This window comes from Mangrovibacter yixingensis, assembly GCF_020523985.1.
GTDB classification, from domain to species: Bacteria; Pseudomonadota; Gammaproteobacteria; order Enterobacterales; family Enterobacteriaceae; genus Mangrovibacter; species Mangrovibacter yixingensis.
Map to the genome: position 1 here is coordinate 1,842,781 of NZ_JAIVKM010000001.1, position 25,507 is coordinate 1,868,287.

The following is a 25,507-nucleotide window of genomic DNA, read 5'->3' on the forward strand; positions in this document are numbered from 1 at the left end:
TGATCACATCAGGTCCTTGAACTATTTTGGGGTTACGACCAGTTACACCATCTGCTGTTCCTCTTGATTAGAATGTTTGGGTAAAGTTCATACTGAAAAAATAGAGTGCCGGGTTGTGATAACCCCCTTTAACTAATGGCGAAGATACGCTGGATGACTGAACATCTGCATACTCGAAAGCGGCACCGATTTGCTGGGTATTCGATAATTGATATTGCGCGCCAACACCAAAACGCCAGGTATTGCCAGAAGGCATAGTGAGGGAGGTATCGCTCTGGGAACGGTAGAAGCTGCTGTCATAAGCAACCCCGGTGTTCAGGTGCCAGTCGGGAGTTGGGCGGAACTGGAGCCCGAGCGCGGTATGCCAGGTATCCCGTAAGCGCGAATTGCCTTCAACCGCATTGCTGGCAACATAGATTTGGCTGTTGCTGTAAGCACTCCAGTCCTGCCAGCCCAAATCGCCCATCACTGACCAGCGTGGGTTGATGTCGTAAACAGCACTCAGCATCAGTTGTGCGGGTGTGCTCACATCTGCCGAAATGGGCAGGACATAAGTGGTATTACTGAGTTGTGCGATACGCACCTGGTTGTTGATATTAAAGTGGTAGTCAGTTTTGCTGGTGTAAGTGAGCCCCACGCGGGTTTGTGGGGTCAGGTCGAACAAGATCCCGAGCCGGTAATTCAGCGCCCAGTCATGGTCAGTTTGTTTACGGTCTTCACCTGAAGCATCCCGTGTCAGGGAGAGAAAACCATAATTGATTCCGACGCCAGCCCCCACAGAGACCCGGTCGCTCAATTTCCAGCCCACCGCCGGGCTTAAGGTCATCGCCAGTAAGGTGCTTTTCTTGAGGAGTGCATCCCCCGCCCAGTTACCAAAATCCAGACCCAGGCCATAATTGCCGTACAGGCCTAAACCTGCAGAAACCCGGTCATTAATTTGCTGGCGCCAGAACACGCTGGAAGCGGGAAACCAGCCGATGGTATTCCCTGGGCTTTTCCCCTGTAACAACGCATCATTATCGAGCTGGTAGTTGGTATCACCATATAAAGCCTGAATACCGCCTGTCAGCATATTGCCAGATAAGCGTGTCAGCCCGGCAGGGTTGGTAACCAGCGTGGAAGCATCACCAGCCCGGGCTGCCTGCCCGGCACCAGCTAATCCTAAATCTTCCGTTGCCATCTCATACAGATAAAGGCCACTGGCATAAGACGCGCCAGTAAACATCAGGCCAAGAAGCACAGCACCTTGTCTGACCATATATTGCCCGTTTATCACATTTTTCATTTAATTACAGACCATTGCGGCCTGCATGACTGAATCCAATTCCCGGCCAAAACCCGCCCTCGCCCTGATTTCCGGGCGTAAAAAATCGGTGTTGCAAGTATTGCCACACAGTTACGTTGCCTTACGGCAAAACAGATTTATTAAATAAAATTAAGATTTAGTAATAAGTAATAAATGTAGATAAGCACGTAGTTTTAGCAAGTGTATTTCACAGGAATTGTACAGTTGGAAGGGAAATTTCGTTGTTAGCAGAAGGAGTTAGATATGCAGAAAGAGCACTAAGATAAATCTCATAAAAATAGCAGGCAGGTAACCACTGAATGGGTAAGCTCACCTGCCCCGATAGGCTATGCCAGTATTTCTGAATACTACACCTGCATGGACATAATATCCTGGTAGGCCGCCACCAGTTTATTACGCACCTGAATCCCCATTTGCAGAGAAACGCTGGATTTTTGTAAATCCACCATCACGTCATTCAGCGCAACGCCAGGTTCGCCCATCTCAAATTTTTGCGCCTGAGTGCGAGCAGCATTTTGCGTGTCACTGATACGGTCCAGCGCCGATTTTAACTCGCCAGCGAAACTGACGCCGCCGTTTTGCGCTGTGGTATCTACTTCTTTATTTCCCGCTGCGATAGCAGTGGCCTGAAGCTGCTGCAGTACGCTTTCGATGCCCTGAATTGCCATGACAGACTCCCCATTACTTTACGATTGTTGGCAAGACTAGCATGAGGTCGTGAAGATAAAAGCGCTAAATAACGTCAAAAAGCTCAGCTTATTGGCGCATCGAATTTCCCACAAACGCAAATAATAACATAGCCATTATTGTGGAACTTTTGTCGTGTTGCCGACCCGGGAGTCTGCCTTGTTTTATTACTCGAATAACTTTGACACCGCTGAGAAGAGAGGCGAGCAATGAATGCCACAACCTCCACTCAATCGCCGCAAGCCAAACCTCTCGAATGGCTTAACCGCCTGCGCGCCAATCCAAGGATCCCCTTGATTGTCGCGGCGAGTACCGCTATCGCGATTGTGGTTGCACTGATTTTATGGGCCAAAACCCCAAACTACAGCGTCTTATTCAGCAACGTCTCCAGTCAGGACGGCGGTGCCATTGTTACCCAGTTAACCCAGATGAACGTGCCTTATCGTTTTGCCGATAACGGTAGCGCGATTCTGGTGCCAGACGACAAAGTCTACGACTTGCGGTTACGTCTGGCGCAACAAGGGCTACCTAAAGGCGGCGCTGTCGGGTTTGAGTTGTTGGACAACGAGAAATTCGGCATCAGCCAGTTTAGCGAACAGATTAACTACCAGCGTGCGCTGGAAGGCGAACTGTCGCGCACTATCGAAACACTGGGTCCGGTAAAAAGTGCGCGTATTCACCTTGCGATGCCAAAACCTTCTTTATTTGTCCGTGAGCAAAAATCCCCTTCAGCATCCGTCACATTAAACTTAGAACCCGGCCGGGCGTTGGATGATGGGCAAATTGACGCCATTGTTCATATGGTTTCCAGTGCCGTTGCCGGTATGCCTCCGGGTAATGTAACTATTGTTGACCAGGCAGGGCACCTGCTTACTCGCTCAGATACTTCTGGCCGCGGCCTGAATGATGCCCAGCTCAAATACGCCAGCGAAGTTGAAAGCCGTATTCAGCAGCGTATTGAAGCCATTCTTGGCCCAATTGTGGGCACAGGTAATGTGCATGCACAGGTCTCTGCGCAAATCGATTTCAATGCCAAAGAACAAACTCAGGAACAATATGGTCCGAACACTGACCCAGCACAGCAGGCCATTCGTTCACGCCAGTTAAATAATAGCGAACAGTTGGGCAATTCCTCTGTGGGCGGTGTTCCTGGTGCTTTGTCTAACCAGCCAGCTCCGGCCAACAGTGCGCCAATAACCACACAAAACAACGCACAGAATGCCCAACAAAACGCGCAACAGAATGGGCAGCAAGGCGCGAATCAGCAAGGGGCTAACCAGCAGAATGGTCAAACGGCATCAACCAATAAAGTAGTGCCAAGCAATACATCTCATGATGAAACCACTAACTACGAAGTGGACCGCACCATTCTGCACACCAAGATGAATGTTGGTGACATCGAACGGTTGTCTGTCGCGGTTGTCGTCAATTACAAAACAGCAGCTGATGGTAAAACACTGCCACTCACTACCGAACAACTGAAGCAAATTGAAGACCTGACCCGGGAAGCAATGGGCTTCTCAGATAAACGTGGTGACACCGTTAACGTCGTTAACTCGCCATTTACCGCACCAGACAACAGCGCAGAAAACATTCCGTTCTGGAAAACACCGGCATTTATCAACCAATGTCTGGAAGCTGGCCGCTGGTTGCTGATTGCACTGGTTGCATGGATTCTGTGGCGCAAAATGGTACGTCCACATCTCGTGCGCCGCCAGGAAGCAGTTAAAGCGGCTGAAGAGCGTGCCCGTCAGCTGGAAGAAGAGGATAAATCTGTTGAAGTTACCCTCAGCAAAGACGAGCAACAATCGCAGCGTCGCAATAATCAGCGCCTGAGTGCTGAGGTAATGAGTCAACGTATTCGCGAAATGTCCGATAACGATCCACGTGTAGTGGCCCTTGTTATCCGTCAGTGGATGGGGAATGAACTATGAGTGATATGACCGGTACTGAAAAAAGCGCCATCCTGCTGATGACTATTGGTGAAGACCGTGCGGCGGAGGTGTTCAAACACCTTTCCGCACGGGAAGTGCAACACTTGAGTGCTGCGATGGCGAACATGCGCCAGGTATCAAACTCACAGTTAACTGAGGTATTAAAAGAGTTTGAAGCCAATGCAGAACAATTTGCTGCATTGAGTATTAACACCAACGACTACCTGCGTTCAGTGCTGGTTAAAGCGTTGGGCGAAGAGCGGGCAAGCAGCCTGCTGGAAGATATTCTGGAAACCCGCGATACCGCATCTGGCATTGAGACGCTGAACTTTATGGAACCACAAAGTGCAGCCGACCTGATTCGCGACGAGCATCCACAGATTATCGCTACCATTTTGGTCCACCTCAAACGTGGCCAGGCTGCCGATATTCTTGCCTTGTTCGATGAACGTATGCGCCATGATGTGATGCTGCGTATTGCCACCTTCGGTGGTGTGCAGCCTGCGGCACTGGCGGAATTGACCGAGGTACTTAATAGCCTGCTCGATGGCCAAAACCTCAAACGCAGCAAAATGGGCGGCGTGAGAACAGCGGCAGAAATCATCAACCTGATGAAAACCCAGCACGAGGAAGCCGTCATTGGGGCTGTTCGCGAATTCGATGGCGAACTGGCACAAAAAATTATCGACGAAATGTTCCTGTTCGAAAACCTGGTGGAAGTGGACGACCGCAGTATCCAGCGCCTGCTGCAGGAAGTGGAATCCGAATCGCTGCTTGTTGCACTGAAAGGCTCCGAGCAGCCGCTGCGGGAAAAATTCCTGCGCAACATGTCGCAGCGTGCTGCCGATATTCTGCGCGACGACCTGGCAAACCGTGGCCCGGTCCGCCTTTCTCAGGTGGAAAACGAACAGAAAGCAATTCTGCTTATCGTTCGCCGCCTTGCCGAATCTGGCGAGATGGTGATCGGCAGCGGAGACGATGCCTATGTCTAAGCCCCAGCCAAGCTGGCAGCGTTGGATGCCGGATGACCTTAACCCACCAGCAGCCGTGTTTGAAAACCTGCTGGCGGAAAAAAAGCGTAAACCAAAACCGGTTACTGAAAGTGAACCGGTAAGTGAACCCGAGCACCCCAAGGAACCCTCCCCAGAAGAGTTGATGGCGATGATGCGCGATGCTGCACGGGAACAAGGTTTTAATGCCGGTTATGCAGAAGGCAAACAGCAAGGTTTCGAGCAAGGTCACCAGGAAGGGCTTGCCCACGGGCAACAGGCCGGGCTGGAGCAGGCACTACAACAGCAGGCACCAATTAATACCCACATGCAGCAGTTGGTCAGTGAGTTCCAGAATACGCTGGATGCCCTTGATAGCGTGATTGCCTCGCGCCTGATGCAGTTGGCTCTGGAGGCTGCTCGCCAGGTTATCGGGCAAATGCCAGTCGTTGATAACAGCGCACTGATTAAGCAGATTCAAACGTTATTGCAACAAGAACCGATGTTCAGCGGCAAGCCGATTTTACGTGTACACCCGGATGACCTGGCGCATGTTGAAGAGATGGTGGGTGCTACACTTAATTTACATGGCTGGCGTTTGCGTGCAGACCCAGGACTCCACCCTGGAGGCTTTAAAGTCTCTGCGGACGAAGGCGATTTAGACGCAAGTGTCGCCACACGCTGGCAAGAATTGTGTCGCCTTGCGGCACCCGGAGTATTGTAATGACTGCCCGACTGACACGCTGGCTAAACACCCTGGATAACGTGGAAGCACGGATTACGCAATTGCCCAAAATCCGCCGCTACGGCAGGCTGACTCGTGCCACTGGGCTGGTGCTGGAAGCGACCGGGCTGCAACTTCCTCTCGGGGCGACCTGCATTATTGAACGCCAGGATAATCTGGGTACAACAGAAGTTGAAAGCGAAGTCGTCGGTTTTAATGGCCATAAACTATTTCTGATGCCACTGGAGGAAGTTGAAGGTGTTTTGCCCGGTGCACGTGTCTACGCCCGTACACTTACAGGTGATGGATTACATAGCGGTAAACAACTCCCCCTTGGCCCCGCCCTGCTTGGGCGAGTGCTGGATGGCAGTGGGCGGCCACTTGACGGCCTGCCGTCACCAGAAACCGGCTTTACTGGCGCACTCATAACCCAACCTTTCAACCCACTACAGCGTACCGCTATTGACCACGTGCTTGATGTGGGCGTCCGGTCTATAAACGCGTTATTAACCGTTGGCCGCGGGCAACGTATGGGCCTGTTTGCCGGTTCCGGTGTGGGGAAAAGCGTCCTGCTTGGCATGATGGCCCGTTACACCCAGGCGGATGTCATTGTGGTGGGCCTGATTGGCGAGCGTGGCCGCGAAGTTAAAGACTTTATTGAAAATATTTTAGGTGCTGAAGGCCGGGCCCGTTCAGTAGTCATAGCGGCCCCTGCAGATGTTTCTCCACTACTGCGTATGCAAGGTGCGGCCTATGCCACGCGAATTGCAGAGGATTTCCGTGATCGCGGGCAGCATGTATTGCTCATCATGGATTCACTCACCCGCTACGCCATGGCACAGCGTGAAATTGCGCTGGCGATTGGCGAGCCGCCAGCAACCAAAGGCTACCCACCTTCTGTTTTTGCCAAATTACCCGCGCTGGTTGAACGTGCCGGTAATGGTATTGATGGCGGCGGGTCCATTACCGCTTTTTACACCGTACTGACCGAAGGCGATGACCAGCAGGACCCGATTGCGGACTCAGCCCGAGCCATTCTTGACGGGCATATTGTGTTATCCCGGCGGCTTGCTGAATCCGGGCACTACCCGGCGATTGATATAGAAGCATCAATCAGCCGTGCTATGACATCACTGATTACAGAGACTCACTACGCGCAAGTGCGTCATTTCAAACAATTGCTCTCCAGCTTCCAGCGTAACCGTGATCTGGTGAGCGTCGGGGCCTACGCTAAAGGTAGTGACCCGTTGCTGGATAAAGCCATCACACTTTGGCCTCATCTGGAAGCGTTTTTACAGCAAGGTATTTACGAACGCGCAGGGTGGGAAGAGTCATGTCAGTCTCTTGACCTGATTTTCCCAACAGTTTGAGTTAATAGGGGGGAGTGAAAATGAGTCAACACAGTGCGTTAGACACATTACACGACCTGGCTGCAAAAGAAGTTGACGACGCCGCCATTCGTCTTGGTGATATGCGCCGTGGCTGTCAACAGGCCAAAGAACAGCTAGAAATGCTGCTTAATTACCAGAATGAATATCGCAATAATCTGAATAATGATATGTGCCAGGGTATCGCAAGCGAGCGTTGGCGCAATTACCAGCAATTTATTGCCACACTGGAAATTGCCATAGAACAGCATCGCCAGCAGTTGGAGCAGTGGAACAACAAAGTGGACCAGGCTCTGAACTTCTGGAAAGAAAAAAAACAGCGGCTCCAGGCTTGGGAAACCCTGCAGGAACGAAAAGCAACTGCAGCCTTGCAAGCAGAAAACCGCCAGGATCAGAAAAAAATGGATGAGTTTGCCCAACGGGCCTCACTGAGGAAAAGCGAATGATGACGTTACCCAAAATTGCCGTAACAGCAACAACGGATTCCGGCCAGGCGACCTCTGCTTTCAGCAAAGGTAAAGGTCTCAGCACGGATTTTCTTGCCTTGCTGGGTGAAACGCTGGGCCAACAACTCACGCTCGCCAGTGGCAAAACTGTCTCTCTGGCGCAACTTACTCAAAGTGCCAGCGCGAAAACCACGGATGCCGAAGGTGCCAACACCCCGGCATCGCTCAGCGCGTTGCTGGAACAACTGGGCAGTGAAACAGATGGCGATGCACAAAGCCTGTTGGCGCTGCTCGGTGCCAAAACCGCCGCACTGGCCACCCGTGGCGAAGGCGCTACCGCAACAGATACGGCAACAACTACCACAGAAGAAAGCTCAGCCCTTTCAGACCAGCAGGTTTCAGCATTGAGCGCACTGTTTGCGATGTTGCCACAGCAAACTCAGGTAGCCACGCCACAGGCCAAATCTGCCGACGAGGTGACTGCCGAGGCAACGGATAGTGATGCTAAGCTCACCACCTCATTGGCCAGCATACTGTCGACCAAAAGTGCAGGAACCGCAGCCAAAACCCATGCCACAGACAGCGGCAGTGACAAACAGTCAGATAAAGCCACGGCTGTCAGCAGCCAGCAAACTACCGCACAAAACGCTTTTAACCCAATGGCCGCACAAGCAGATGTAAATACATCCGCACAAGCTGCCCTGGAAAACGCCGATATTAAAACCGATAAACTGGCCTCGGCAGTAAGCCAGGCAACCAGCCAACACAGCGCCACTGCGTCTGTATTCAGTAGCACTAACGTACTCCAGCCACAATCAACTGCTCAGGTAGTGGCGCCGGCGACAGCGCAAATCAATTCGCAGTTAGGCACATCTGAGTGGCAACAAAACATTGGCCAGCAAATAACGTTGTTCACCCGTAACGGGCAACAGAATGCAGAATTACGCCTGCACCCTGAAGAACTGGGTGCTGTACAAATCAGTCTGAAACTGGAAGATAGCCAGGCTCAGATACATATGGTCTCAGCCCACAGTCATGTGCGTGCCGCACTGGAAGCAGCGTTGCCAACCCTGCGCACCCAACTGGCAGAAAGTGGCATACAACTGGGCCAAAGTAGCATTAGCAGCGATAGTTTTGCCGGGCAACAACAGCAACAGTTCAGTCAACAAAGTAACGGTAGCAGCAGTAATCAAAATGGGTTTATGGCCGATAACAGTGACGACCAGGCAATCATCGCTCCGGTCAGCCTCACGGCAACAGGCTCAGGCAACAATGCCATTGATATCTTTGCTTAAACGTAAAAGTAGCGCGAATAATCGCGTCTTTTCCCCCTATTGTTCGCCGGTGAAAACGCGATAATAAAATGACGCAGTACTGACACAGGAATAATTCGCCAAATGACTGATACAGTTACTAAAGGTAAAGGAAGCAAACGTAAAATCTGGATACCTTTATTGGTCCTGATTACTCTGGCTGCCTGCGCAGTGGCCGGTTACAGCTACTGGCGTATGCAACAGGCACCCGCGGGTGAAGCTGCACATGCTGAACCGCCTCCGCCGCCTCCAGCACCTGTTTTTTTCCCATTGGATACATTTACAGTTAACCTGGGTGATGCAGATCGTGTGTTGTATATCGGCATTACACTGCGCCTCAAAGATGAAGAAACGCGTCAACGTATGAATGATTTTCTGCCGGAAGTACGCAGCCGTTTGTTACTGCTGCTTTCACGCCAGGATGCAACTGTGCTCGCAACCGATGAAGGTAAGCAAAAGTTGATGGAAGCTATAAAACAAACGCTTGCTCCACCTTTGGTGCCGGGACAACCCCAACAGGTTGTTACTGACGTGTTGTACACTGCCTTTATTTTGCGGTGATGTGATGGGTGACAGTATTCTTTCTCAGGCAGAAATCGATGCATTGCTCAATGGTGGCAATGACAGCAGCGATGAGCCAAAAAAATCCGGGGCAGAGGGCGATGTTCGCCCCTATGACCCCAATACACAGCGCAGAATGGTGCGTGAACGTCTCCAGGCTCTGGAGATAATCAACGAACGTTTTGCGCGCCAGTTCCGCATGGGGTTATTTAACCTGTTGCGTCGTAGCCCGGATATTACAGTTGGTGCGATTCGTATCCAACCTTATCTGGAATTTGCTCGTAACTTACCGGTTCCGACTAACCTCAACCTGATTCATTTAAAACCATTACGCGGCACCGGGTTGTTTGTGTTTTCGCCAAGCCTGGTGTTTATTGCGGTGGACAACCTGTTTGGTGGCGATGGCCGCTTTCCTACTAAAGTAGAAGGCCGTGAGTTTACTCATACCGAGCAGCGCGTTATCAACCGTATGCTTAAACTGGCACTGGAAGCCTACAGTGACGCGTGGAAAGCGATTTATCCATTAGATATCGAATATGTTCGTTCGGAAATGCAGGTGAAATTCACCAACATCACGACATCGCCGAACGATATTGTGGTGAACACGCCCTTCCATGTGGAAATTGGTACGCTGACCGGGGAGTTCAATATTTGCCTGCCCTTCAGCATGATTGAGCCATTACGTGAAATGCTGGTTAACCCACCACTGGAGAACTCACGTCAGGAAGACCAGTCGTGGCGCGAAACACTGGTTCGCCAGGTTCAGCATTCTGAGCTGGAGCTAATAGCCAACTTCGCCGATGTTTCACTACGCTTATCAGAAGTACTGAAATTAAAACCAGGTGATGTGCTGCCAATAGATAAACCGGACCGCATTATCGCTCATGTGGATGGTGTTCCGGTACTGACCAGCCAGTACGGCACCCTCAATGGCCAGTACGCGCTGCGCGTTGAACATTTGATTAACCCGATTTTGAATTCGATGAATGAGGAACAGCCCAAATGAGTGATACCAACCAACCGTCCGATGGAAAAGAAGGCTCAGTGGACGATCTGTGGGCTGACGCGCTGAACGAACAAAAAAGTACAGAATCGGCCGATGATCCCTGGGCGGAAGCACTGAACGAACAAAAAGAAGCGGAAAGCAAACCTGCTGCCAGCAGCGATGGTATTTTCCGCTCTCTTGAAGATAAAGACGTTACTGGCTCTTTACAGGATATCGATTTAATTATGGATATCCCGGTCAAACTGACCGTTGAACTGGGCCGTACACGTATGACTATCAAAGAGCTGTTAAAGCTGACACAAGGCTCAATTGTGTCGCTGGAAGGTCTGGCCGGGGAACCGCTGGATATTCTCATCAACGGCTACCTGATTGCTCAGGGTGAAGTGGTCGTTGTGGCAGATAAATACGGGGTACGTATTACCGATATTATCACGCCGTCTGAACGTATGCGTCGTTTGAGCCGCTAATGGCAAACCAGACCAGCGCAGTCGTGGCGCAAGATGTCAGTTCACCCGCAACATCATTGGTACAGGTGAGCGCAGCGCTATGTGTGATTATTGTTCTGATTCTGGGCATTGCCTGGTTTGCTAAACGCTTCGGCTTTACCCCCAGGCATGGTAGTGCCCGGGGGCTGAAAGTCACTGCCAGCGTCACTGTAGGGCAGCGTGAAAAAGTGGTCATTGTGGATGTAGAAAATGCCCGGCTGGTCTTGGGTGTGACCCCTACGCAAATCACCCATTTGCACACCCTGCCCCCGTCCGTGCCAGATGAAGAAGAAACTCATGGGGATGGCTCACCAGAATCACGCCAGCCGCACAGTTTCCAGGACGCCCTAAAAACAATTCTTAAACGTCAGGGGAAGCAGTAATGCGCCGTTTGCTGCCTTTCGCTTTAGCGGGTTTGTGGTTTGTCATGCCCGCCGCTTTTGCTCAGTTACCCGGTATTATCAGCCAGCCGCTGTCCGGCGGCGGGCAAAGCTGGTCACTACCCATTCAAACGCTGGTATTCATCACTTCGCTGACCTTCCTGCCAGCGGTATTACTGATGATGACCAGTTTTACCCGTATCATTATTGTCTTTGGCTTGCTCAGAAACGCGCTGGGTACAGCTTCATCTCCACCAAACCAGGTATTACTGGGTTTGGCTCTGTTTCTGACCTTTTTTATTATGGCACCGGTGTTCGATAAAATTTATACCGATGCTTACCAGCCTTTCAGCCAGAACCAAATATCAATGGAACAGGCAATTGAAAAAGGCGCGCAACCTTTGCGGCAGTTTATGTTGCGCCAGACGCGTGAGGCGGACCTGGCACTGTTTGCCCGCTTGTCAAAATCACCGCCTATTGAAGGCCCGGAAGCCGTCCCCATGCGGATTCTGTTGCCTGCTTATGTCACCAGTGAGCTAAAGACAGCGTTTCAAATCGGCTTCACCATTTTTATTCCGTTCCTCATTATTGACCTGGTGGTAGCCAGCGTATTGATGGCTCTGGGGATGATGATGGTCCCGCCAGCAACTATCTCACTGCCCTTTAAACTTATGCTGTTTGTTCTGGTGGATGGCTGGCAATTGCTGGTCAGTTCGCTGGCCCAAAGCTTCTACAGCTAACCAGGAGACTTGCTATGACACCTGAATCGGTCATGATGATGGGCACGGAAGCCATGCGTATAGCCATTATGCTGGCCGCACCGTTGCTGTTAGTGGCACTGATTAGCGGTTTATTGATAAGTATGCTCCAGGCAGCCACCCAGATAAACGAAATGACGCTGGCCTTTATTCCAAAAATCCTTGCGGTATTCGTGGCGATTATTCTCGCGGGCCCCTGGATGCTGAACCTGCTGCTTGATTATATGCGCACGCTGTTCACTAATTTACCTTATATTATTGGTTAAGAATAACTTATGGTTGAGGTCACCAGTTTACAGTGGGCCGAGTGGCTTAACCTCTATTTTTGGCCATTACTGCGCATTATGGCACTGATTGCGACCGCCCCTGTATTGAGCGAGCGGGCTATTCCTCGCCAGGTTAAACTGGGTCTGGGGTTGATTATTACAGTAGTCGTCGCCCCGTTGTTACCCCCTTTTCCGATGATCCCCATCTTCTCGCCAGAAGGCCTCTGGACAGCGCTTCAGCAAACCATGATTGGCATTGCTATGGGCTTTACCATGCAGATTGCGTTTGCTGCTATTCGTGCTGCCGGGGAAATAGTGGGCTTGCAGATGGGGCTGTCGTTCGCCACGTTTCTTGACCCATCGAGTAACCTGAGCATGCCTGTGCTGGCAAGGTTTATGGAGATGCTGGCACTGTTATTGTTCCTGACATGGAACGGTCATTTGTGGATGATTTCCCTGCTGGTTGATTCATTTCATACTTTGCCCATTGGCCCATCGCTTATCAATGCCGATGTGTTTATGTCACTCGCCCGTGCCGGAAGCCTTATCTTCATCAATGGCGTCATGCTGGCACTGCCTCTGATTACGCTGTTACTTACTGTGAACCTTGCACTGGGTCTGCTGAACCGTATGACACCACAACTGTCAATTTTTGTGATCGGTTTTCCAATTACACTCACTACAGGGATGGTTATCATCGCGGTATTGATGCCGCTCATTGCACCTTTTGCCGAGCGACTGTTTGCAGATTTGTTTAATTTGCTCTCTGAAATCATTAGCAATATTGGAGTAACAACGCCCTCCTGACAGAAGCAAGGCCTGAGGAAAATCTTAAAATCAGGATATAGAAACAGCTGTAAGCATAAAGCGGGCCTGCTTTAAAAGATTTTAGTGCCTTCACATAACAAAACATTCTCTTTACTTTGAGAAGATTCCTGGCAAATTATACAGAACTTTACGGGATAGTGACTTTACCTGAAATACAGAGATACTTCTGGTTAATGGCCTGTCTGTTGAGTGTTTTTTTGTGTTGCACGACACACCTGTCAGGAAACAGATTTGAATGTGCTGCCTCCCAGTGGCTTTCTGGGTATGGCTGCCCGTTCACAAAATAATGTGTTGAGTAATGAGATGTATCTTGTTTCCAGTTTTATGGTGTGCACGAGGCAAGAACCGCGCTTCTACGGGTATTTTTGTAGCCACAATGAGCACAAGCAGGCAGTCATATTTGTCTTTCAGGTACGCTAATCCAGTATGGATTTTTGTTTAGCGTCACGACGCGAATGTTTAACATACGTTGTGCTTTAACGGATAACACGTTTAGTGAGGGTTTGCTATGTCGACGATTATCATGGACTTATGTAGCTATACCCGGCTAGGACTCACCGGTTACCTGGCCAGTCGGGGGGTAAAGAAGCGACATATTTTGAATGTTGAAAATGTCGGTGAACTTGCCGCCGCTTGTCAGTCCGCCCAGCCTAATGTGGTATTTATAAATGAAGATTGTTTTATTCACGATGCTGACAGTAGTCAACGGATAAAACAAATAATCAATCAATATCCATCCACACTGTTTATTGTGTTTATGGCTATTGCGAATATTCATTTCGACGAATATTTGCGCGTTCGAAAAAATTTACTGATTAGTTCTAAATCAATTAAGCCTGAAGCACTTGACAGCATTGTCGGCGGTTATTTAGCAACCGAAAATCAATGTATTACACAGATATCCGTTCCCACCTTATCGCTTAGCCGCACCGAATCCCACATGCTTAAAATGTGGATGTCCGGTCAGGATACTATCCAGATATCAGATCAGATGAATATCAAGGCTAAAACGGTTTCATCCCACAAAGGGAATATTAAGAAGAAGATAAAAACACACAATAAACAAGTGATTTATCACGTGGTGCGCCTGGCCGATAATGTCACTAATGGGATTTTTGTTAATATGCGTTCGTAGTTATCACTACTCTCTACCCTACAAAAAGAATAAGTTAACCCACATCGTAACGGCATGTGTTTGACCTGTTAATCACATTGCCGTCGGCACCTGTAACAAACGGCTGCGTCACAGTAACACTTGATGGGCAAGGCACGAATCAGTTTTCAGGGTTGCACCTGCACACTGAAACAAGTCAGGCAGACAGGAAGGCGATAATGACCGGGTCGTGTTAAATAACCCGGCAATAGCGCTTAGAAACGTATCAGGCTACTTTCTCAACGAATATTCCATCCGGATGGCCTTTTTCATTAAAGAACCAGATACCTAAGGGATAATCTTCCAGCGAAACCAAATACATTGTGCCTTCATTAAATTGCTCTACCGCCAGCACAACCCCCGAACGGCGTGGACCGCCATCGGTTTTCACTGTCACATGATCGTTAATATTCATACAACCCTCCGAATCACTGTTGGGTTTAGTTTAGATGAATTTATCAGGCCAGGTAACCACAAAAAATACGTCTATACTTTAAACGGCTAATTGGCGTTCAGAGGGGTAACAGAAATGACTTCCCATAATACTGGCAGTAACGCTGTCGATGTGGATGCCTTACTGGCAGCCATTAATGAGATTAGCGAAAGTGAAGTTCGTCGTACTGACAACGCGGAACACCCGCAGCGTGTGAGTGTTGACGGGCGCAACTTTCATACCTGGCCTGAGCTTGCTGATGCATTTGAACTGGATATTCGTGATTTCAGCGTAGCCGAAATCAACCGTTAAAATAAAGCGCCCCGGTTACCGATATTACTCTGTGGCCGGGGCGAACACTTGCCTGCGCAAGTAGCATCAAAAATTCGTTACACCAGAAAGATCCGGCGCCGAAAGAAAACATAACTACAGATTTATCTTAAAACAAGCATATATTCTGACTATCTCACCAAACAAAGTGAAATCATCACAATCCAGTAACAAACTCACTGCATCCATAAGAAAAACGACTGTCTGAGATTATAAAATTCAGCGTATTCTTGGGAATTACCTGGCGACATACGCTGTCCCAATTCTGTAACCGTAATACAGCATGCTTTTAACGACGCTGTAGTTGGCGATAAGGAAAGGAGGGCAACATGCCGCATATTCATCAGCCATTGCTGATTTTTAGTGATCTCGATGGCACTCTCCTCGATCACCATACTTATGACTGGCAACCTGCGGCAGACTGGCTGGCACGGCTAAAGCAACATGATGTACCGGTTATATTGTGCAGCAGTAAAACCCCGGTAGAAATTACCCAGTGGCAAACAACGCTTGGGTTAACAGGGCTCCCATTTATAGCGGAAAATGGCGCGGCAATTCAGTATGCCGGGCCAGATAGCGCACCACAACCACTTACCCAAAGCGGGATTACTCGGGCACAAATTGGCGATGTGCTTCACACGTTGCGCCGCGATTTCCGCTTTACCGGTTTTCTCAACGTAGATGCCCGGCAGGTATGTTCATGGACAGGGTTAAGCCTTGAGCAGGCAGAGCTTGCCATGCAGCGTACTGCATCTGAACCGTTGATATGGGAAGACTCACCAGAACGCCTTGACACATTCCGCGCAGCACTTAACCAGGCAGGCCTGGGGCTGACTCAAGGGGGGCGCTTCTGGCACGTTGCCGATATTCAGGCAGGAAAAGGACGAGGAGCAAGAGCCATTATTACGTTTTACCAGCAACAGGACGGTTTCCGCCGCCAGGTTTTAGGGCTGGGTGACGCACCGAATGACGTCAGCCTGCTCAATGAAATGGACTACGCCGTGGTCATTAACAGCCATGGCACGGGCAACCTTCGCCCAAGACAAGAACAACAACAACCTGACCGCATTTTGCGTACCACGCACTACGGCCCACAGGGCTGGCGAGAAGGCCTGGATCACTTTATTTCAATTTCCGATTGAGGAGGAAATAATGACCGACTTTCATCAAAATGGTGTCATCACGAATTTTCATAATCTGGTTAACAGACCTACTGAATCTCTGGAAACCGCACTGCGCGGTTTTTCCCGTAAACATAAAATGGGGTTGATACTCCCGTCCCTTTTCTCCGAACTGGAAGGGCCCGCGTTAAAAAACATTATTACCCAACTGGCAAGCGTAGACTGGCTGGAGGAAATCGTTATTGGCCTTGATAATGCCAACCGGGAACAGTTTCTGTATGCCCGCGAATTTTTCTCTCAGTTGCCCCAGCATCACCGAATTTTATGGAATGACGGACCACGCCTGAAAGCACTGGATGCAGAGCTGGAAAAAGAGGGTTTGGCTCCGGGCGCAATGGGGAAAGGACGCAATGTCTGGTTCTGCACCGGCTATACGCTGGCTTCAGATAAAACCCAGTGTGTTGCACTGCACGACTGCGACATTCTCACCTGGGATAAAGGCATGCTGGCCCGGTTATTTTACCCGGTAGCCAACCCTTCTTTTGATTATGTTTTCAGCAAAGGGTTTTATGCCCGGGTTGCCAATAACAAACTTAATGGCCGGGTGGGACGCCTGCTGGTAGGCCCATTACTGCGCTCATTACGGATGGTGTATGGTAACAGCGATTACCTGGAATACCTGAACAGCTTCCGGTATCCGCTGTCTGGTGAATTTGCCATGCGCACCCATGTTCTCAAGGGGATAAAAATCCCCGGCGACTGGGGGCTTGAAATTGGTGTGCTGTCTGAGATTTACCGCAATTACGCGACCCGCCAAACCTGCCAGGTCGAAATTGCCGATAACTATGACCATAAACACCAAAACCTGACCGGTGAAGATGGTAATGGCGGTTTACGGCGCATGTGTAATGACATCGTGCAGTCATTACTGCGCAAACTGGCAACTCAGGGCGCACAAGTTACCGCGGATTCATTTCGGGTGCTTAAAGCAACCTATTACCGCAATGCTCTGGATGTCATTGAGATGTACCGCCATGATGCCGTAATGAACGGATTGTCATTTGACCTGCACAACGAAGAAGCCGCAGTTGAAATGTTTACCCAGGTCATTCTGGAAGCAGGACAGGCATTTGTTGAACGGCCCAACGATAAACCATTTATTCCCAGTTGGAGCCGTATTCAGTCCGCCTTCCCTGACTTACTGCCGCGCTTATACGATGCCGTTGAACTGGACAACAAAGGCGAGGTTTAATCCGCACAACAAATCCGGTTACGCCCGCCTTCTTTGGCGGTGTATAACCGGTGGTCTGCAACGGACTGCAGATGCTCAAAATCATAATCACCTTTTTCAGTTGAGCTGCTTACCCCCAAAGATGCACTTATATTAATCACCACCTCAGCACTATAAACCACCGGCTTGCTGGCGAGTTTCTGGCGGATACGCTCTGCCACCTGGGCGGCATCTGCAAGGCTGGCCCCTGGCATAACAATACAAAACTCTTCGCCCCCCACTCGCCCGGCAATATCCTGGCCACGCACGGTATTACTGATAACACCAGCCGCATGTTTCAGCACTTTATCCCCGGCCTGATGCCCCCAGGTATCATTGATGTTTTTGAAGTGGTCGAGATCTAACTGAATCACTGAATAAGGTTCGGAGTGAGCCCGGCAACTGGCTGACAACTGTTGTGCCTGTTCGATAAATGCACCACGGTTAAACAGGCGCGTCATGGTGTCATAGTTGGCACGCCAGGAAAGTGTGTTTTGCATTACTGACATATTGGTCACTAACCGGCGAATAAAATACCAGGTGCCAATCAGTAATGCGGTGAACATAACCCAAACAAAAACCAGTAACAGGGTAATATGGCCAAAATCACCACGCAGCCCCTGATAAAGGTTATGCTCGCGAATTAATACGCCATCAAAACTGTCCAGCTTAGCCCAGGTAATAAAACGGCTTTGCATACGCAATGAACCAACACTATTGTTGCTCATATTCTGAGCCAGGCGAGCCTGGTCAATCGGGCTCATCACCAAATGTTCACCGTGGCGGCCCATGCTTGATGTCAGTGCTGTGAGCTTATTGTCCAGCAGGTAAACTGCACCATCATCCGTTGAATGTTGTTCAGCAATGCCTTTAAGGTAGCCATGCAACACATCCAGCGTGAAGTCCATCCCAATCACCCCGTACCAGTGGCCTTCGTAATCCAGTGGGACACTGGCCGTTACCACCTGATTTTCCGGGTTTATCTTATCCTGATAATAGCTCCAGCACACTGTACGATCGGGGTTGTTTGTGAACGCGTGTTGAGCAAAAAACGGCCGGGACAACATGCGCTGGTAAGTGGTCTGCACCGACTTATCCAGCTTGTGCCCCTCACTGGACACAAACATTCCCGCGCGGGAAATATACCAGGTACGGAACTGCAGTGTGCTGGCATAACGTGATAACGGCAGCAAATAACTGAGTTCCAGCGCAGCACTCAGTTCCCGCTCCAGTTCACTGTTATTGCGTATTAATAAATCATCATGTTGTTCAACAAATTCTTCTGATACACCAAACACGGGTATTGTCCGCCGCTGGTCGTAGCTAATAGACCACCATGGCTTATGGCGTTCACGATTAAACGCCTTAAGGCTTGGGTGCGTATCATTAGTAATAAATGGTGTATCCAGCGCAAATTCCATGGCCTGCTGGTAAAAGAACAAAATATCTACACTATGCTGCAGCTGTTTATCCAGCGAAGTAGCAATGCTGTCCAGGGTATTTCGCTGATCACTAATATATGCCTGTTCCAGCATTGCGCCTTCACGCCAGACCAGAAGTGACGCGCCCAAAAACACCAGAGCAAAACATAGCGTAACGAGTTTTTTGGGATTTTTTGTATTGGTTAGCTTAAACAACATGCGGCCTCACTGGCTCCATCCGCTCTCGTACCGACGAGAAAACAATGCAACTGGCGAACACAGCTGCATGGATGTCCCTTCATGCGTCAACTTGCGGCAACAACTGCGGCTATCGTGGTGATACCGATTTCCGGCAATAGCTGTTTTGCGCCAAAGCGGCAAACAGCAACTGCATAGCGCGCTGATATGCATAACAATTGAAAATGTTGGGTATGGAAAGAATCACCGGATTCACGGCGCACAGAAAAAATAATGGCGTAAAACCGGAGAAGAATTGAGCGTATAATAGAACCCGCTCTCTTTTCGGTAAATACGCCATAGACTAATCCTGGATAATCAGCACACGTCAAAGGTGTGCTGATTATCCGGATTTCGTTGCACTGAATAAAACGGGGGGCTTACTACCCGCTAATCCATTCCACCGGCAATAAGTTCATCCTCATGGAAGGCTTCACGTTGTACGCAAAAACCATCGTACCAACGGCACTCAACCATGCCACTGGCATAACCCGTCACAATCATCCGGGGTCCGCCTGATTTACGCCGCACTTCATCACTGACGAAAAAGACCATCTTTGCCTCCATTATCAGGGTGAATACCAACAGATAATGTATAGCAAGAGTCTTGTCAGTTTGCGCACAAAAAATGCGCAATTTTTTCTATGCTATTTGCGTGTTTTAAACCGTTTGACCAGATTAACCACCCCGACAACCATTGTGCCAAGCAGCATTCCTACGACCAGAGTCGCCAGCGGTGTTATCAACCAGGCGGGTAACTTTTCAGACAATGCTGAAATCGCTTCAATGTGATGGTGTAACCAGGGCACACCATGTACCAGAATCCCGCCGCCTACTAAAAACATGGCAAGCGTACCCACCACGGACAATACCTTCATTAACCAGGGGGCCAGTACCAACAACCCTTTTCCCAGAACCTGAGCCAGCACTGAAGGCCGTTTTTCCAGCCACCAGCCCATATCGTCAAGTTTTACGATGACACCAACTATGCCGTATACCCCGACTGTAACTAAGAGTGCTATACCGGCCAGAATCATTATTTGGTTAAGCAAGGGAGCACTGGACACAATCCCCAGTGTCAATGCAACAATTTCTGCCGAAAGGATAAAGTCGGTACGGATAGCCCCTTTCACTTTCGTGCGTTCATATTGCATTGGGTCCTGATTAGCCAGTTGCGAAAGCCTTGCTTCGCGCTGTTCATCTGAATTTTCATGGCGTGATGCCAGGCTATGCAGCACTTTTTCCATGCCTTCGAAACACAAAAATGCCCCGCCCAGCATTAATAACGGTGTAATAGCCCAGGGAATAAAAGCACTGATAAGCAATGCCAGGGGAACCAATATCACCTTATTAACCAGAGACCCTTTTGCGACCTGCCACACAACAGGCAATTCTCTATTGGCCCTCACACCGGTGACTTGTTGTGCATTCAGCGATAAATCATCACCCAATACCCCTGCCGTTTTCTTCGCGGCAAGTTTTCCCATAACAGAAATATCGTCCAGTAATGTTGCAATATCATCCAGTAAAGTTAATAAACTACTTCCTGCCACAGGTACCTGCCCTCATCATTAATTATGGTTATATCTTCTCTGGCGGCTCAATAACGCCTGGCGTCAGCCCCAGATGCGAATAATTTAACTTATTGCCATTTCAGCCCAGTTACTGGCTGAAGCTGGGTATATGTCAACACAAAAATAACACCAATGACACAAGTAAATCACTCGCCAGACAGATACTTTTCCGGTTAACTATCAGGGTCCTTATTATTTGTCAGTTTTGCGAGGGAATATGCGTCTTGGCAATCTGTTGCCGTTAATCGGTGCGCTGTTTGCGCTGTATATCATCTGGGGTTCAACGTATTTTGTTATCCGCATTGGGGTGGAAAGCTGGCCGCCGCTCATGATGGCAGGCACCCGCTTTTTGAGTGCCGGAGTTCTGCTGTTAGTTTTTTTATTAATCCGCGGGCAACGTCTGCCACCTGTGCGCCAAATTTTAAATGCCGTGTTACTGGGCTTTCTGCTATTAGCTGTAGGTAATGGCCTGGTTACCGTTGCCGAACACCAAAATGTGCCTTCTGGTATTGCTGCGGTAATGGTCGCTACAGTGCCATTATTCACACTTTGCTTTAGCCGCCTGTTCGGTATCAAAACGCGGAAAATAGAGTGGATGGGTATTGCATTCGGCCTGGCAGGAATAGTGCTACTCAACAGTGGCGGTAACCTGAATGGCAACCCTTGGGGTGCGCTAATGATCCTGGTTGGCTCCTTAAGCTGGGCATTTGGTTCGGTATATGGTTCGCGCATTACACTGCCACAAGGAATGATGGCGGGAGCGATTGAAATGCTGGCAGCCGGTATCATTTTGCTGTTTGCCTCAGCACTCAGTGGTGAACACCTTACGGCAGTACCCTCTGCTTCTGGTTTTTTCGCGGTCGCTTATCTGGCGCTTTTCGGCTCTATTATTGCCATTAACGCCTATATGTACCTGATTCGCAGTGTCAGCCCCGCCATCGCAACCAGTTATGCGTACGTTAACCCCGTGGTAGCTGTATTGCTGGGTACAGGATTTGCCGGGGAAACGCTCTCTGGCAAAGAGTGGCTTGCCCTGGGGATTATCATTTTCGCTGTGGTGTTAGTGACGTTGGGCAAAACATTGTTTCCAGTGAAACCCACCGTCGCTCCCTGCCCCGCACAAAAGTAGATTCTGCTGGTCAGGCAGTCACCCTGTCTGACCGATCATGAATGCCTTGTGAATCAATTTCTGCGAGTTTTCCACCACTGAAAATCCACTCTTCCAGACGTGTAGACAACTGTTCGTCATTGAGCTTTTCTTTTCCACGCAGTGCGCATTCCCACACCCACAATACTCGCCAACCATCGGCAATTAATTGTTGGCTGTCACGCACATCCCGCTGTGCATTTTTACCCAGCTTGTCGAGCCAGAATTGAGTACGCGTTGCCGGGACTTTAAACAAATGGCAATGATGGCGATGCCAGAAGCAACCATGGGTAAACACCACGCACTGTTGTGCATCAACAACAAAATCCGGGCAGCCTGGCAATGTTTTATCCTGCACCCGGTAATCAAAACCCAGGCTTTCAAGTAGCCCGGCAAGGCGCTGCTCTATTGCGGTATCACGGGTGTGAATTGCCTGCATATTTTTGCGCCGTACCGCTTTGCTGTGAACATCTGCCATAGGTTTTCCCTTTGCGTCAAAAGATGTGCAACACGCTGCCAATAGGCGAACAGCACCATGTGTGGTAATCTGCGCGCACTTTCTGCGGATAAGATTGCACCATGGACGCGACAGATTCACTGATTACGCCAACAGCATTAACTGGCACAGATGCAGACTGCCTGCAGCACGTGCTGGCTGTTTATGATACCAAAACCGTTCTTGCGGCGCTGAATGAAGTCAGCCCAAACCGCTGGAACCGCCCCAAGCTACAGCAGGCTCGCCAGCAAAATGGCCAGGCATTAACCGAAGCTGAAATAATCAGGTTAGCCACCATGCTCCCTTCTCCCCCGCAAGCACCGAAAGATCGTTTTCGCTTTATTGACTTGTTTGCCGGTATTGGCGGTATTCGTAGTGGGTTTGAAGCCATTGGTGGGGAGTGTGTTTTTACCAGCGAATGGAACAAACATGCGGTAAAAACCTATAAAGCAAACTGGTACTGTAGCCCTGAACACAAATTTAACCACGATATTCGCGATATCACGCTGAGTAACCAGCCAGAAGTCAGCCAACAGGCTGCCTGGAAGAATATCGATGACAACATTCCCGACCACCATGTCTTGTTGGCCGGTTTCCCTTGCCAGCCTTTCAGCCTGGCTGGTGTCAGCAAGAAAAATGCGCTTGGGCGCGCCCACGGGTTTGAATGTGAAACCCAGGGTACATTGTTTTTCGATGTTGCCCGTATTATTGCGGTGAAGCGCCCGGCCATTTTTGTGCTGGAGAATGTTAAAAACCTGAAGAGCCATGATAAAGGCAAGACATTCCGGGTTATCCAGAACACGCTTGATGAGCTGGGTTACGATGTAGCAGACAGCAGCGACAACGGCGCCGCAGACCCAAAGATAATCGACGGAAAGCATTTCTTACCGCAGCACCGTGAGCGTATTGTTCTGGTGGGTTTTCGCCGTGACCTTGCTCTCTCTGATAATTTTACCTTGCGCGACATCGCCCAGTTCTACCCTGACAAGCGCCCGGCGTTTAGTGAACTACTGGACAACGACGTTAACCCGAAATATATCCTCAGCGAAATTCTGTGGAAGTACCTTTACAACTACGCGCGTAAACACCGGGAAAAAGGCAATGGATTTGGGTATGGTCTGGTTAACCCGCATAATCCTCATGCCGTGGCCCGAACACTCTCAGCACGTTATTACAAAGATGGTTCCGAAATTCTGGTAGACCGTGGCTGGAACAGCGAGTTAGGTGAGCAGGATTTTGGGGATAAAAACAACCAGGCAAATCGCCCCCGTAAACTGACACCTCGTGAATGTGCCCGGCTGATGGGTTTTGAACAGCCCGGTGAAGCCCGCTTCCGTATTCCGGTTTCCGATACGCAGTCCTGGCGCCAGTTTGGCAATTCTGTTGTGGTCCCGGTATTTGCGGCAGTTGCCAAATTACTGGCCCCCCGCATTGATAAAGCCGTTGAACTCACACGCAAACCATAAAAAAAGCCCGGGTAAACCGGGCTTTTTGAGCCTGATGACAAACCTCATGTCCGCACAGAACGAGAGAATGTCACCCTATAAAAAACCAGGAAAATCAATTCATTGATTTTCGGCTGCTAACTAAAAAGAAGGAAAAACCACGTTTTTTCCTTCTTTTTCATCAATCTGAAAGCCCGGGTAAACCGGGCATTTTTATTAAGGGGTTTTCCCCAAATAATCGCGTTTAGTTATGGGTTCTGTGAACGTTTTTCCTGCAGTTCACGGTACCAGCGCGGGTGATGTTTCTTAGCCCAGGTCTTTGTCACCCAGCCTTCCACCATTGCCGTAATCGTCCCTTTGACCCACAACGCTGCGTAGATATGCACCATGATAACCACAATCAGGGCAACCGCTGCAAATGAGTGTGCCAGCAACGCCAGGCGAATCACTGGAATCGGGAAATACGGCGCAAACCACGGCCGCCAGATAATCACACCACTGACCAACAGCAGAAGCAGCAGTAAGATTGCTCCCCAAAACACGCATTTCTGCCCGAAGTTATAACGCCCTGTATCGCCCACTTCCTGGTTCTGAGCAATCTTATGGATGTTTTTGGCCCATAAAATATCATCCCGTGTCACCAGGTTGTGGTGCCAGTAACGGAAAAACATCAGGATAAATGAACAGAACATCAACACCCCGGCAAAGGGGTGAAGAATGCGTGCCAGTTGCGGTGTGCCAAAAATATTCATCAGCCAGTTAAACGACGGGAAAAAGAACCCCAGGCCACTGATGGCGACAAACAAAAAGCAGAACGCTGTAATCCAGTGGTTAATACGTTCCGGTGCCGTATAGCGAATAATCTTGTCTTCTTTCTTCATTATTCAGCCCCTTCCTTTTCTTTTTGTCCTTTGTGTTCTTTCCCGTGGGTTTCGCCTTCATCTTCCGGTTCAGCTCGGTTTGGCCCAACCCCCACATAATGGAACACGCTGGCGGCGAAAGTGGCGGCAAAGCCGATAGCTGCCAGTGGTTTCCAAATGCCTTTCCAGAATTTCACCGTCTCACTAATTGCGGGGTTTTCTGGCAAACCATGGTAAAGCCCTGGGCGGTCGGCATGATGCAGCACGTACATAACATGGGTACCGCCAACGCCCTGCGGGTCATACAGCCCGGCATTTTTGAAACCACGGGTATTCAGCTCTTCTACACGTTCCTGCGCCAGCACCTGCATCTCTTCTTTACTGCCAAAGTGAATCGCCCCAGTTGGGCAGGTTTTTACACATGCTGGCTCCTGGCCCACCGTGACGCGATCCACACAGAGTGTGCATTTATACGCACGGTTATCTTCTTTGTTGATGCGCGGCACATTGAACGGGCACCCGGCAATGCAGTAACCACAACCGATGCAGTGTTCAGACTGAAAATCCACAATACCGTTCACATACTGAATAATGGCCCCTTCAGACGGGCAGGCTTTCAGACAACCAGGGTCACTACAGTGCATGCAGCCATCTTTGCGAATCAGCCATTGCAAGCGGCCATCTTCCACCACTTCGGAAAAACGCATCACGGTCCATGATTTGGCGCTGAGATCCATCGGGTTGTCGTACACCCCATGGTTGTGCCCCACTTCGTCGCGAATGTCGTTCCATTCGGAACATGCCACCTGGCAGGCCTTACAGCCAATACAGCTGGTGACATCAATTAACTTCGCCACTTCCTGTTTGTGGTCCCGGGCCTGTGGCGCGGGCGTCAAACCATTGGTTGCCGAGCGGCGTAAAATATCCTGAGATTGATATGACATTGTTT

At 49.8% G+C, this 25,507-nt stretch carries 28 protein-coding genes; 19 read left to right on the plus strand and 9 right to left on the minus strand.

The annotated features are described in order from the left end of the window. Positions 1–67 precede the first annotated feature (67 nt). Together LC084_RS08540 and fliE are read right to left on the minus strand one after the other, a co-directional pair. Entirely contained in the window at positions 68–1,285 is a 1,218-nt protein-coding gene (locus LC084_RS08540; RefSeq protein ID WP_226570735.1) for an OmpP1/FadL family transporter, read from the minus strand. A gap of 368 nt (positions 1,286–1,653) precedes the next feature. Then, positions 1,654–1,974, minus strand: a complete 321-nt coding sequence (gene fliE / locus LC084_RS08545; protein WP_226570736.1) for a flagellar hook-basal body complex protein FliE — start codon at positions 1,972–1,974, stop codon at positions 1,654–1,656. Positions 1,975–2,202: 228 nt separating this feature from the next. Between fliE and fliF the strand changes: the two genes are divergently transcribed. From fliF to rcsA, 14 genes are all read left to right on the plus strand, one after another. Further along, entirely contained in the window at positions 2,203–3,927 is a 1,725-nt protein-coding gene (gene fliF / locus LC084_RS08550; RefSeq protein WP_226570737.1) for a flagellar basal-body MS-ring/collar protein FliF, read from the plus strand. After that, a complete protein-coding gene (gene fliG, locus LC084_RS08555; RefSeq protein WP_226570738.1) occupies positions 3,924–4,919 on the plus strand; it encodes a flagellar motor switch protein FliG in 996 nt (331 codons plus the stop codon). The genes fliF and fliG overlap by 4 nt, the downstream gene beginning before the upstream one ends. Next, positions 4,912–5,640, plus strand: a complete 729-nt coding sequence (fliH, locus tag LC084_RS08560) for a flagellar assembly protein FliH (RefSeq protein ID WP_226570739.1) — start codon at positions 4,912–4,914, stop codon at positions 5,638–5,640. The genes fliG and fliH overlap by 8 nt, the downstream gene beginning before the upstream one ends. After that, positions 5,640–7,010 (plus strand): flagellar protein export ATPase FliI, encoded by a 1,371-nt coding sequence (gene fliI / locus LC084_RS08565; protein ID WP_226570740.1) that lies wholly within the window; start codon positions 5,640–5,642, stop codon positions 7,008–7,010. Before fliH ends, fliI begins: the two co-directional genes overlap by 1 nt. 20 nt (positions 7,011–7,030) lie before the next feature. After that, positions 7,031–7,474, plus strand: a complete 444-nt coding sequence (gene fliJ / locus LC084_RS08570) for a flagellar export protein FliJ (RefSeq protein WP_226570741.1) — start codon at positions 7,031–7,033, stop codon at positions 7,472–7,474. Next, on the plus strand, positions 7,471–8,769 hold the full coding sequence (locus LC084_RS08575; protein ID WP_226570742.1) for a flagellar hook-length control protein FliK: 1,299 nt from the start codon (positions 7,471–7,473) through the stop codon (positions 8,767–8,769). Before fliJ ends, LC084_RS08575 begins: the two co-directional genes overlap by 4 nt. Before the next feature lie 102 nt (positions 8,770–8,871). Further along, positions 8,872–9,348 (plus strand): flagellar basal body-associated protein FliL, encoded by a 477-nt coding sequence (gene fliL / locus LC084_RS08580; protein ID WP_226570743.1) that lies wholly within the window; start codon positions 8,872–8,874, stop codon positions 9,346–9,348. A 4-nt stretch (positions 9,349–9,352) separates the two neighbouring features. After that, positions 9,353–10,354, plus strand: a complete 1,002-nt coding sequence (gene fliM, locus LC084_RS08585; RefSeq protein WP_226570744.1) for a flagellar motor switch protein FliM — start codon at positions 9,353–9,355, stop codon at positions 10,352–10,354. Then, positions 10,351–10,821, plus strand: coding sequence for a flagellar motor switch protein FliN (fliN, locus tag LC084_RS08590; protein WP_036102240.1), 471 nt, complete (start codon positions 10,351–10,353; stop codon positions 10,819–10,821). Before fliM ends, fliN begins: the two co-directional genes overlap by 4 nt. Beyond that, the gene (fliO, locus tag LC084_RS08595; protein WP_226570745.1) at positions 10,821–11,222 is read left to right on the plus strand and encodes a flagellar biosynthetic protein FliO; all 402 of its coding nucleotides are present in this window, start codon (positions 10,821–10,823) and stop codon (positions 11,220–11,222) included. The genes fliN and fliO overlap by 1 nt, the downstream gene beginning before the upstream one ends. After that, a complete protein-coding gene (fliP, locus tag LC084_RS08600; RefSeq protein ID WP_036102236.1) occupies positions 11,222–11,959 on the plus strand; it encodes a flagellar type III secretion system pore protein FliP in 738 nt (245 codons plus the stop codon). Before fliO ends, fliP begins: the two co-directional genes overlap by 1 nt. A 14-nt stretch (positions 11,960–11,973) precedes the next feature. Next, complete coding sequence (gene fliQ, locus LC084_RS08605) at positions 11,974–12,243, plus strand: flagellar biosynthesis protein FliQ (protein WP_226570746.1); 270 nt, start codon at positions 11,974–11,976, stop codon at positions 12,241–12,243. Between the two features lie 9 nt (positions 12,244–12,252). Beyond that, complete coding sequence (gene fliR / locus LC084_RS08610; RefSeq protein ID WP_226570747.1) at positions 12,253–13,050, plus strand: flagellar biosynthetic protein FliR; 798 nt, start codon at positions 12,253–12,255, stop codon at positions 13,048–13,050. Between the two features lie 529 nt (positions 13,051–13,579). Continuing rightward, complete coding sequence (gene rcsA, locus LC084_RS08615; RefSeq protein WP_226570748.1) at positions 13,580–14,206, plus strand: transcriptional regulator RcsA; 627 nt, start codon at positions 13,580–13,582, stop codon at positions 14,204–14,206. A gap of 244 nt (positions 14,207–14,450) precedes the next feature. Here rcsA and dsrB read toward each other — a convergent pair whose 3' ends face one another. Continuing rightward, positions 14,451–14,639 carry a protein DsrB gene (gene dsrB / locus LC084_RS08620; protein ID WP_226570749.1) on the minus strand — a complete coding sequence of 63 codons (189 nt, stop codon included), beginning with the start codon at positions 14,637–14,639 and terminating at the stop codon, positions 14,451–14,453. 114 nt (positions 14,640–14,753) lie between these two features. Here dsrB and LC084_RS08625 point away from each other — a divergent pair, with 114 nt between their 5' ends. The 3 genes from LC084_RS08625 (at position 14,754) to LC084_RS08635 (ending at position 17,360) form a co-directional block, all read left to right on the plus strand. Next, positions 14,754–14,969: a DUF2525 domain-containing protein gene (locus tag LC084_RS08625; RefSeq protein WP_226570750.1), complete on the plus strand. Its 216-nt coding sequence runs from the start codon at positions 14,754–14,756 to the stop codon at positions 14,967–14,969. Between the two features lie 347 nt (positions 14,970–15,316). After that, a complete protein-coding gene (locus LC084_RS08630) occupies positions 15,317–16,129 on the plus strand; it encodes a mannosyl-3-phosphoglycerate phosphatase-related protein (RefSeq protein ID WP_226570751.1) in 813 nt (270 codons plus the stop codon). A gap of 10 nt (positions 16,130–16,139) precedes the next feature. Then, positions 16,140–17,360 carry a glycosyltransferase family protein gene (locus tag LC084_RS08635; protein WP_226570752.1) on the plus strand — a complete coding sequence of 407 codons (1,221 nt, stop codon included), beginning with the start codon at positions 16,140–16,142 and terminating at the stop codon, positions 17,358–17,360. Here the strand turns inward: LC084_RS08635 and dgcQ are convergent. From dgcQ to LC084_RS08650, 3 genes are all read right to left on the minus strand, one after another. Continuing rightward, positions 17,357–19,018: a cellulose biosynthesis regulator diguanylate cyclase DgcQ gene (dgcQ, locus tag LC084_RS08640; protein ID WP_226570753.1), complete on the minus strand. Its 1,662-nt coding sequence runs from the start codon at positions 19,016–19,018 to the stop codon at positions 17,357–17,359. The genes LC084_RS08635 and dgcQ overlap by 4 nt on opposite strands. A gap of 408 nt (positions 19,019–19,426) precedes the next feature. Next, positions 19,427–19,591 (minus strand): YodC family protein, encoded by a 165-nt coding sequence (locus LC084_RS08645; protein ID WP_064594376.1) that lies wholly within the window; start codon positions 19,589–19,591, stop codon positions 19,427–19,429. Positions 19,592–19,683: 92 nt separating this feature from the next. Continuing rightward, entirely contained in the window at positions 19,684–20,589 is a 906-nt protein-coding gene (locus LC084_RS08650; protein WP_226570754.1) for a DUF808 family protein, read from the minus strand. A gap of 238 nt (positions 20,590–20,827) precedes the next feature. On the opposite strand from LC084_RS08650, the gene yedA reads away from it, so the two are divergent. Next, positions 20,828–21,739, plus strand: a complete 912-nt coding sequence (yedA, locus tag LC084_RS08655) for a drug/metabolite exporter YedA (protein ID WP_226570755.1) — start codon at positions 20,828–20,830, stop codon at positions 21,737–21,739. Positions 21,740–21,749: 10 nt separating this feature from the next. Here yedA and LC084_RS08660 read toward each other — a convergent pair whose 3' ends face one another. Beyond that, a complete protein-coding gene (locus tag LC084_RS08660; protein WP_226570756.1) occupies positions 21,750–22,235 on the minus strand; it encodes a very short patch repair endonuclease in 486 nt (161 codons plus the stop codon). Positions 22,236–22,336: 101 nt separating this feature from the next. Here LC084_RS08660 and dcm point away from each other — a divergent pair, with 101 nt between their 5' ends. Further along, the gene (gene dcm, locus LC084_RS08665) at positions 22,337–23,719 is read left to right on the plus strand and encodes a DNA (cytosine-5-)-methyltransferase (RefSeq protein WP_226570757.1); all 1,383 of its coding nucleotides are present in this window, start codon (positions 22,337–22,339) and stop codon (positions 23,717–23,719) included. A 227-nt stretch (positions 23,720–23,946) separates the two neighbouring features. Here the strand turns inward: dcm and fdoI are convergent, their stop codons facing one another. Together fdoI and fdxH are read right to left on the minus strand one after the other, a co-directional pair. Beyond that, complete coding sequence (gene fdoI / locus LC084_RS08670; RefSeq protein WP_226570758.1) at positions 23,947–24,579, minus strand: formate dehydrogenase cytochrome b556 subunit; 633 nt, start codon at positions 24,577–24,579, stop codon at positions 23,947–23,949. Beyond that, positions 24,579–25,502, minus strand: a complete 924-nt coding sequence (gene fdxH, locus LC084_RS08675) for a formate dehydrogenase subunit beta (RefSeq protein ID WP_226570759.1) — start codon at positions 25,500–25,502, stop codon at positions 24,579–24,581. Before fdxH ends, fdoI begins: the two co-directional genes overlap by 1 nt. Between the last annotated feature and the right edge of the window lie 5 nt (positions 25,503–25,507).

What these genes read in the sequence shown, in the direction of transcription:
- rcsA (WP_226570748.1), top strand. Translation starts at nt 13,580, where the DNA reads ATGTCGACGATTATCATGGACTTATGTAGCTATACCCGGCTAGGACTC.
- fliP (WP_036102236.1), top strand. Translation starts at nt 11,222, where the DNA reads ATGCGCCGTTTGCTGCCTTTCGCTTTAGCGGGTTTGTGGTTTGTCATG.
- fdxH (WP_226570759.1), bottom strand. Translation starts at nt 25,502, where the DNA reads ATGTCATATCAATCTCAGGATATTTTACGCCGCTCGGCAACCAATGGT.
- fliE (WP_226570736.1), bottom strand. Translation starts at nt 1,974, where the DNA reads ATGGCAATTCAGGGCATCGAAAGCGTACTGCAGCAGCTTCAGGCCACT.
- fliL (WP_226570743.1), top strand. Translation starts at nt 8,872, where the DNA reads ATGACTGATACAGTTACTAAAGGTAAAGGAAGCAAACGTAAAATCTGG.
- LC084_RS08635 (WP_226570752.1), top strand. Translation starts at nt 16,140, where the DNA reads ATGACCGACTTTCATCAAAATGGTGTCATCACGAATTTTCATAATCTG.
- fliM (WP_226570744.1), top strand. Translation starts at nt 9,353, where the DNA reads ATGGGTGACAGTATTCTTTCTCAGGCAGAAATCGATGCATTGCTCAAT.
- fliO (WP_226570745.1), top strand. Translation starts at nt 10,821, where the DNA reads ATGGCAAACCAGACCAGCGCAGTCGTGGCGCAAGATGTCAGTTCACCC.
- dsrB (WP_226570749.1), bottom strand. Translation starts at nt 14,639, where the DNA reads ATGAATATTAACGATCATGTGACAGTGAAAACCGATGGCGGTCCACGC.
- yedA (WP_226570755.1), top strand. Translation starts at nt 20,828, where the DNA reads ATGCGTCTTGGCAATCTGTTGCCGTTAATCGGTGCGCTGTTTGCGCTG.
- LC084_RS08630 (WP_226570751.1), top strand. Translation starts at nt 15,317, where the DNA reads ATGCCGCATATTCATCAGCCATTGCTGATTTTTAGTGATCTCGATGGC.
- LC084_RS08540 (WP_226570735.1), bottom strand. Translation starts at nt 1,285, where the DNA reads ATGAAAAATGTGATAAACGGGCAATATATGGTCAGACAAGGTGCTGTG.
- fliR (WP_226570747.1), top strand. Translation starts at nt 12,253, where the DNA reads ATGGTTGAGGTCACCAGTTTACAGTGGGCCGAGTGGCTTAACCTCTAT.
- fliJ (WP_226570741.1), top strand. Translation starts at nt 7,031, where the DNA reads ATGAGTCAACACAGTGCGTTAGACACATTACACGACCTGGCTGCAAAA.
- fliI (WP_226570740.1), top strand. Translation starts at nt 5,640, where the DNA reads ATGACTGCCCGACTGACACGCTGGCTAAACACCCTGGATAACGTGGAA.
- LC084_RS08660 (WP_226570756.1), bottom strand. Translation starts at nt 22,235, where the DNA reads ATGGCAGATGTTCACAGCAAAGCGGTACGGCGCAAAAATATGCAGGCA.
- LC084_RS08645 (WP_064594376.1), bottom strand. Translation starts at nt 19,591, where the DNA reads ATGGTCTTTTTCGTCAGTGATGAAGTGCGGCGTAAATCAGGCGGACCC.
- dgcQ (WP_226570753.1), bottom strand. Translation starts at nt 19,018, where the DNA reads ATGTTGTTTAAGCTAACCAATACAAAAAATCCCAAAAAACTCGTTACG.
- LC084_RS08625 (WP_226570750.1), top strand. Translation starts at nt 14,754, where the DNA reads ATGACTTCCCATAATACTGGCAGTAACGCTGTCGATGTGGATGCCTTA.
- fliF (WP_226570737.1), top strand. Translation starts at nt 2,203, where the DNA reads ATGAATGCCACAACCTCCACTCAATCGCCGCAAGCCAAACCTCTCGAA.
- fliN (WP_036102240.1), top strand. Translation starts at nt 10,351, where the DNA reads ATGAGTGATACCAACCAACCGTCCGATGGAAAAGAAGGCTCAGTGGAC.
- fdoI (WP_226570758.1), bottom strand. Translation starts at nt 24,579, where the DNA reads ATGAAGAAAGAAGACAAGATTATTCGCTATACGGCACCGGAACGTATT.
- fliG (WP_226570738.1), top strand. Translation starts at nt 3,924, where the DNA reads ATGAGTGATATGACCGGTACTGAAAAAAGCGCCATCCTGCTGATGACT.
- dcm (WP_226570757.1), top strand. Translation starts at nt 22,337, where the DNA reads ATGGACGCGACAGATTCACTGATTACGCCAACAGCATTAACTGGCACA.
- fliQ (WP_226570746.1), top strand. Translation starts at nt 11,974, where the DNA reads ATGACACCTGAATCGGTCATGATGATGGGCACGGAAGCCATGCGTATA.
- LC084_RS08575 (WP_226570742.1), top strand. Translation starts at nt 7,471, where the DNA reads ATGATGACGTTACCCAAAATTGCCGTAACAGCAACAACGGATTCCGGC.
- fliH (WP_226570739.1), top strand. Translation starts at nt 4,912, where the DNA reads ATGTCTAAGCCCCAGCCAAGCTGGCAGCGTTGGATGCCGGATGACCTT.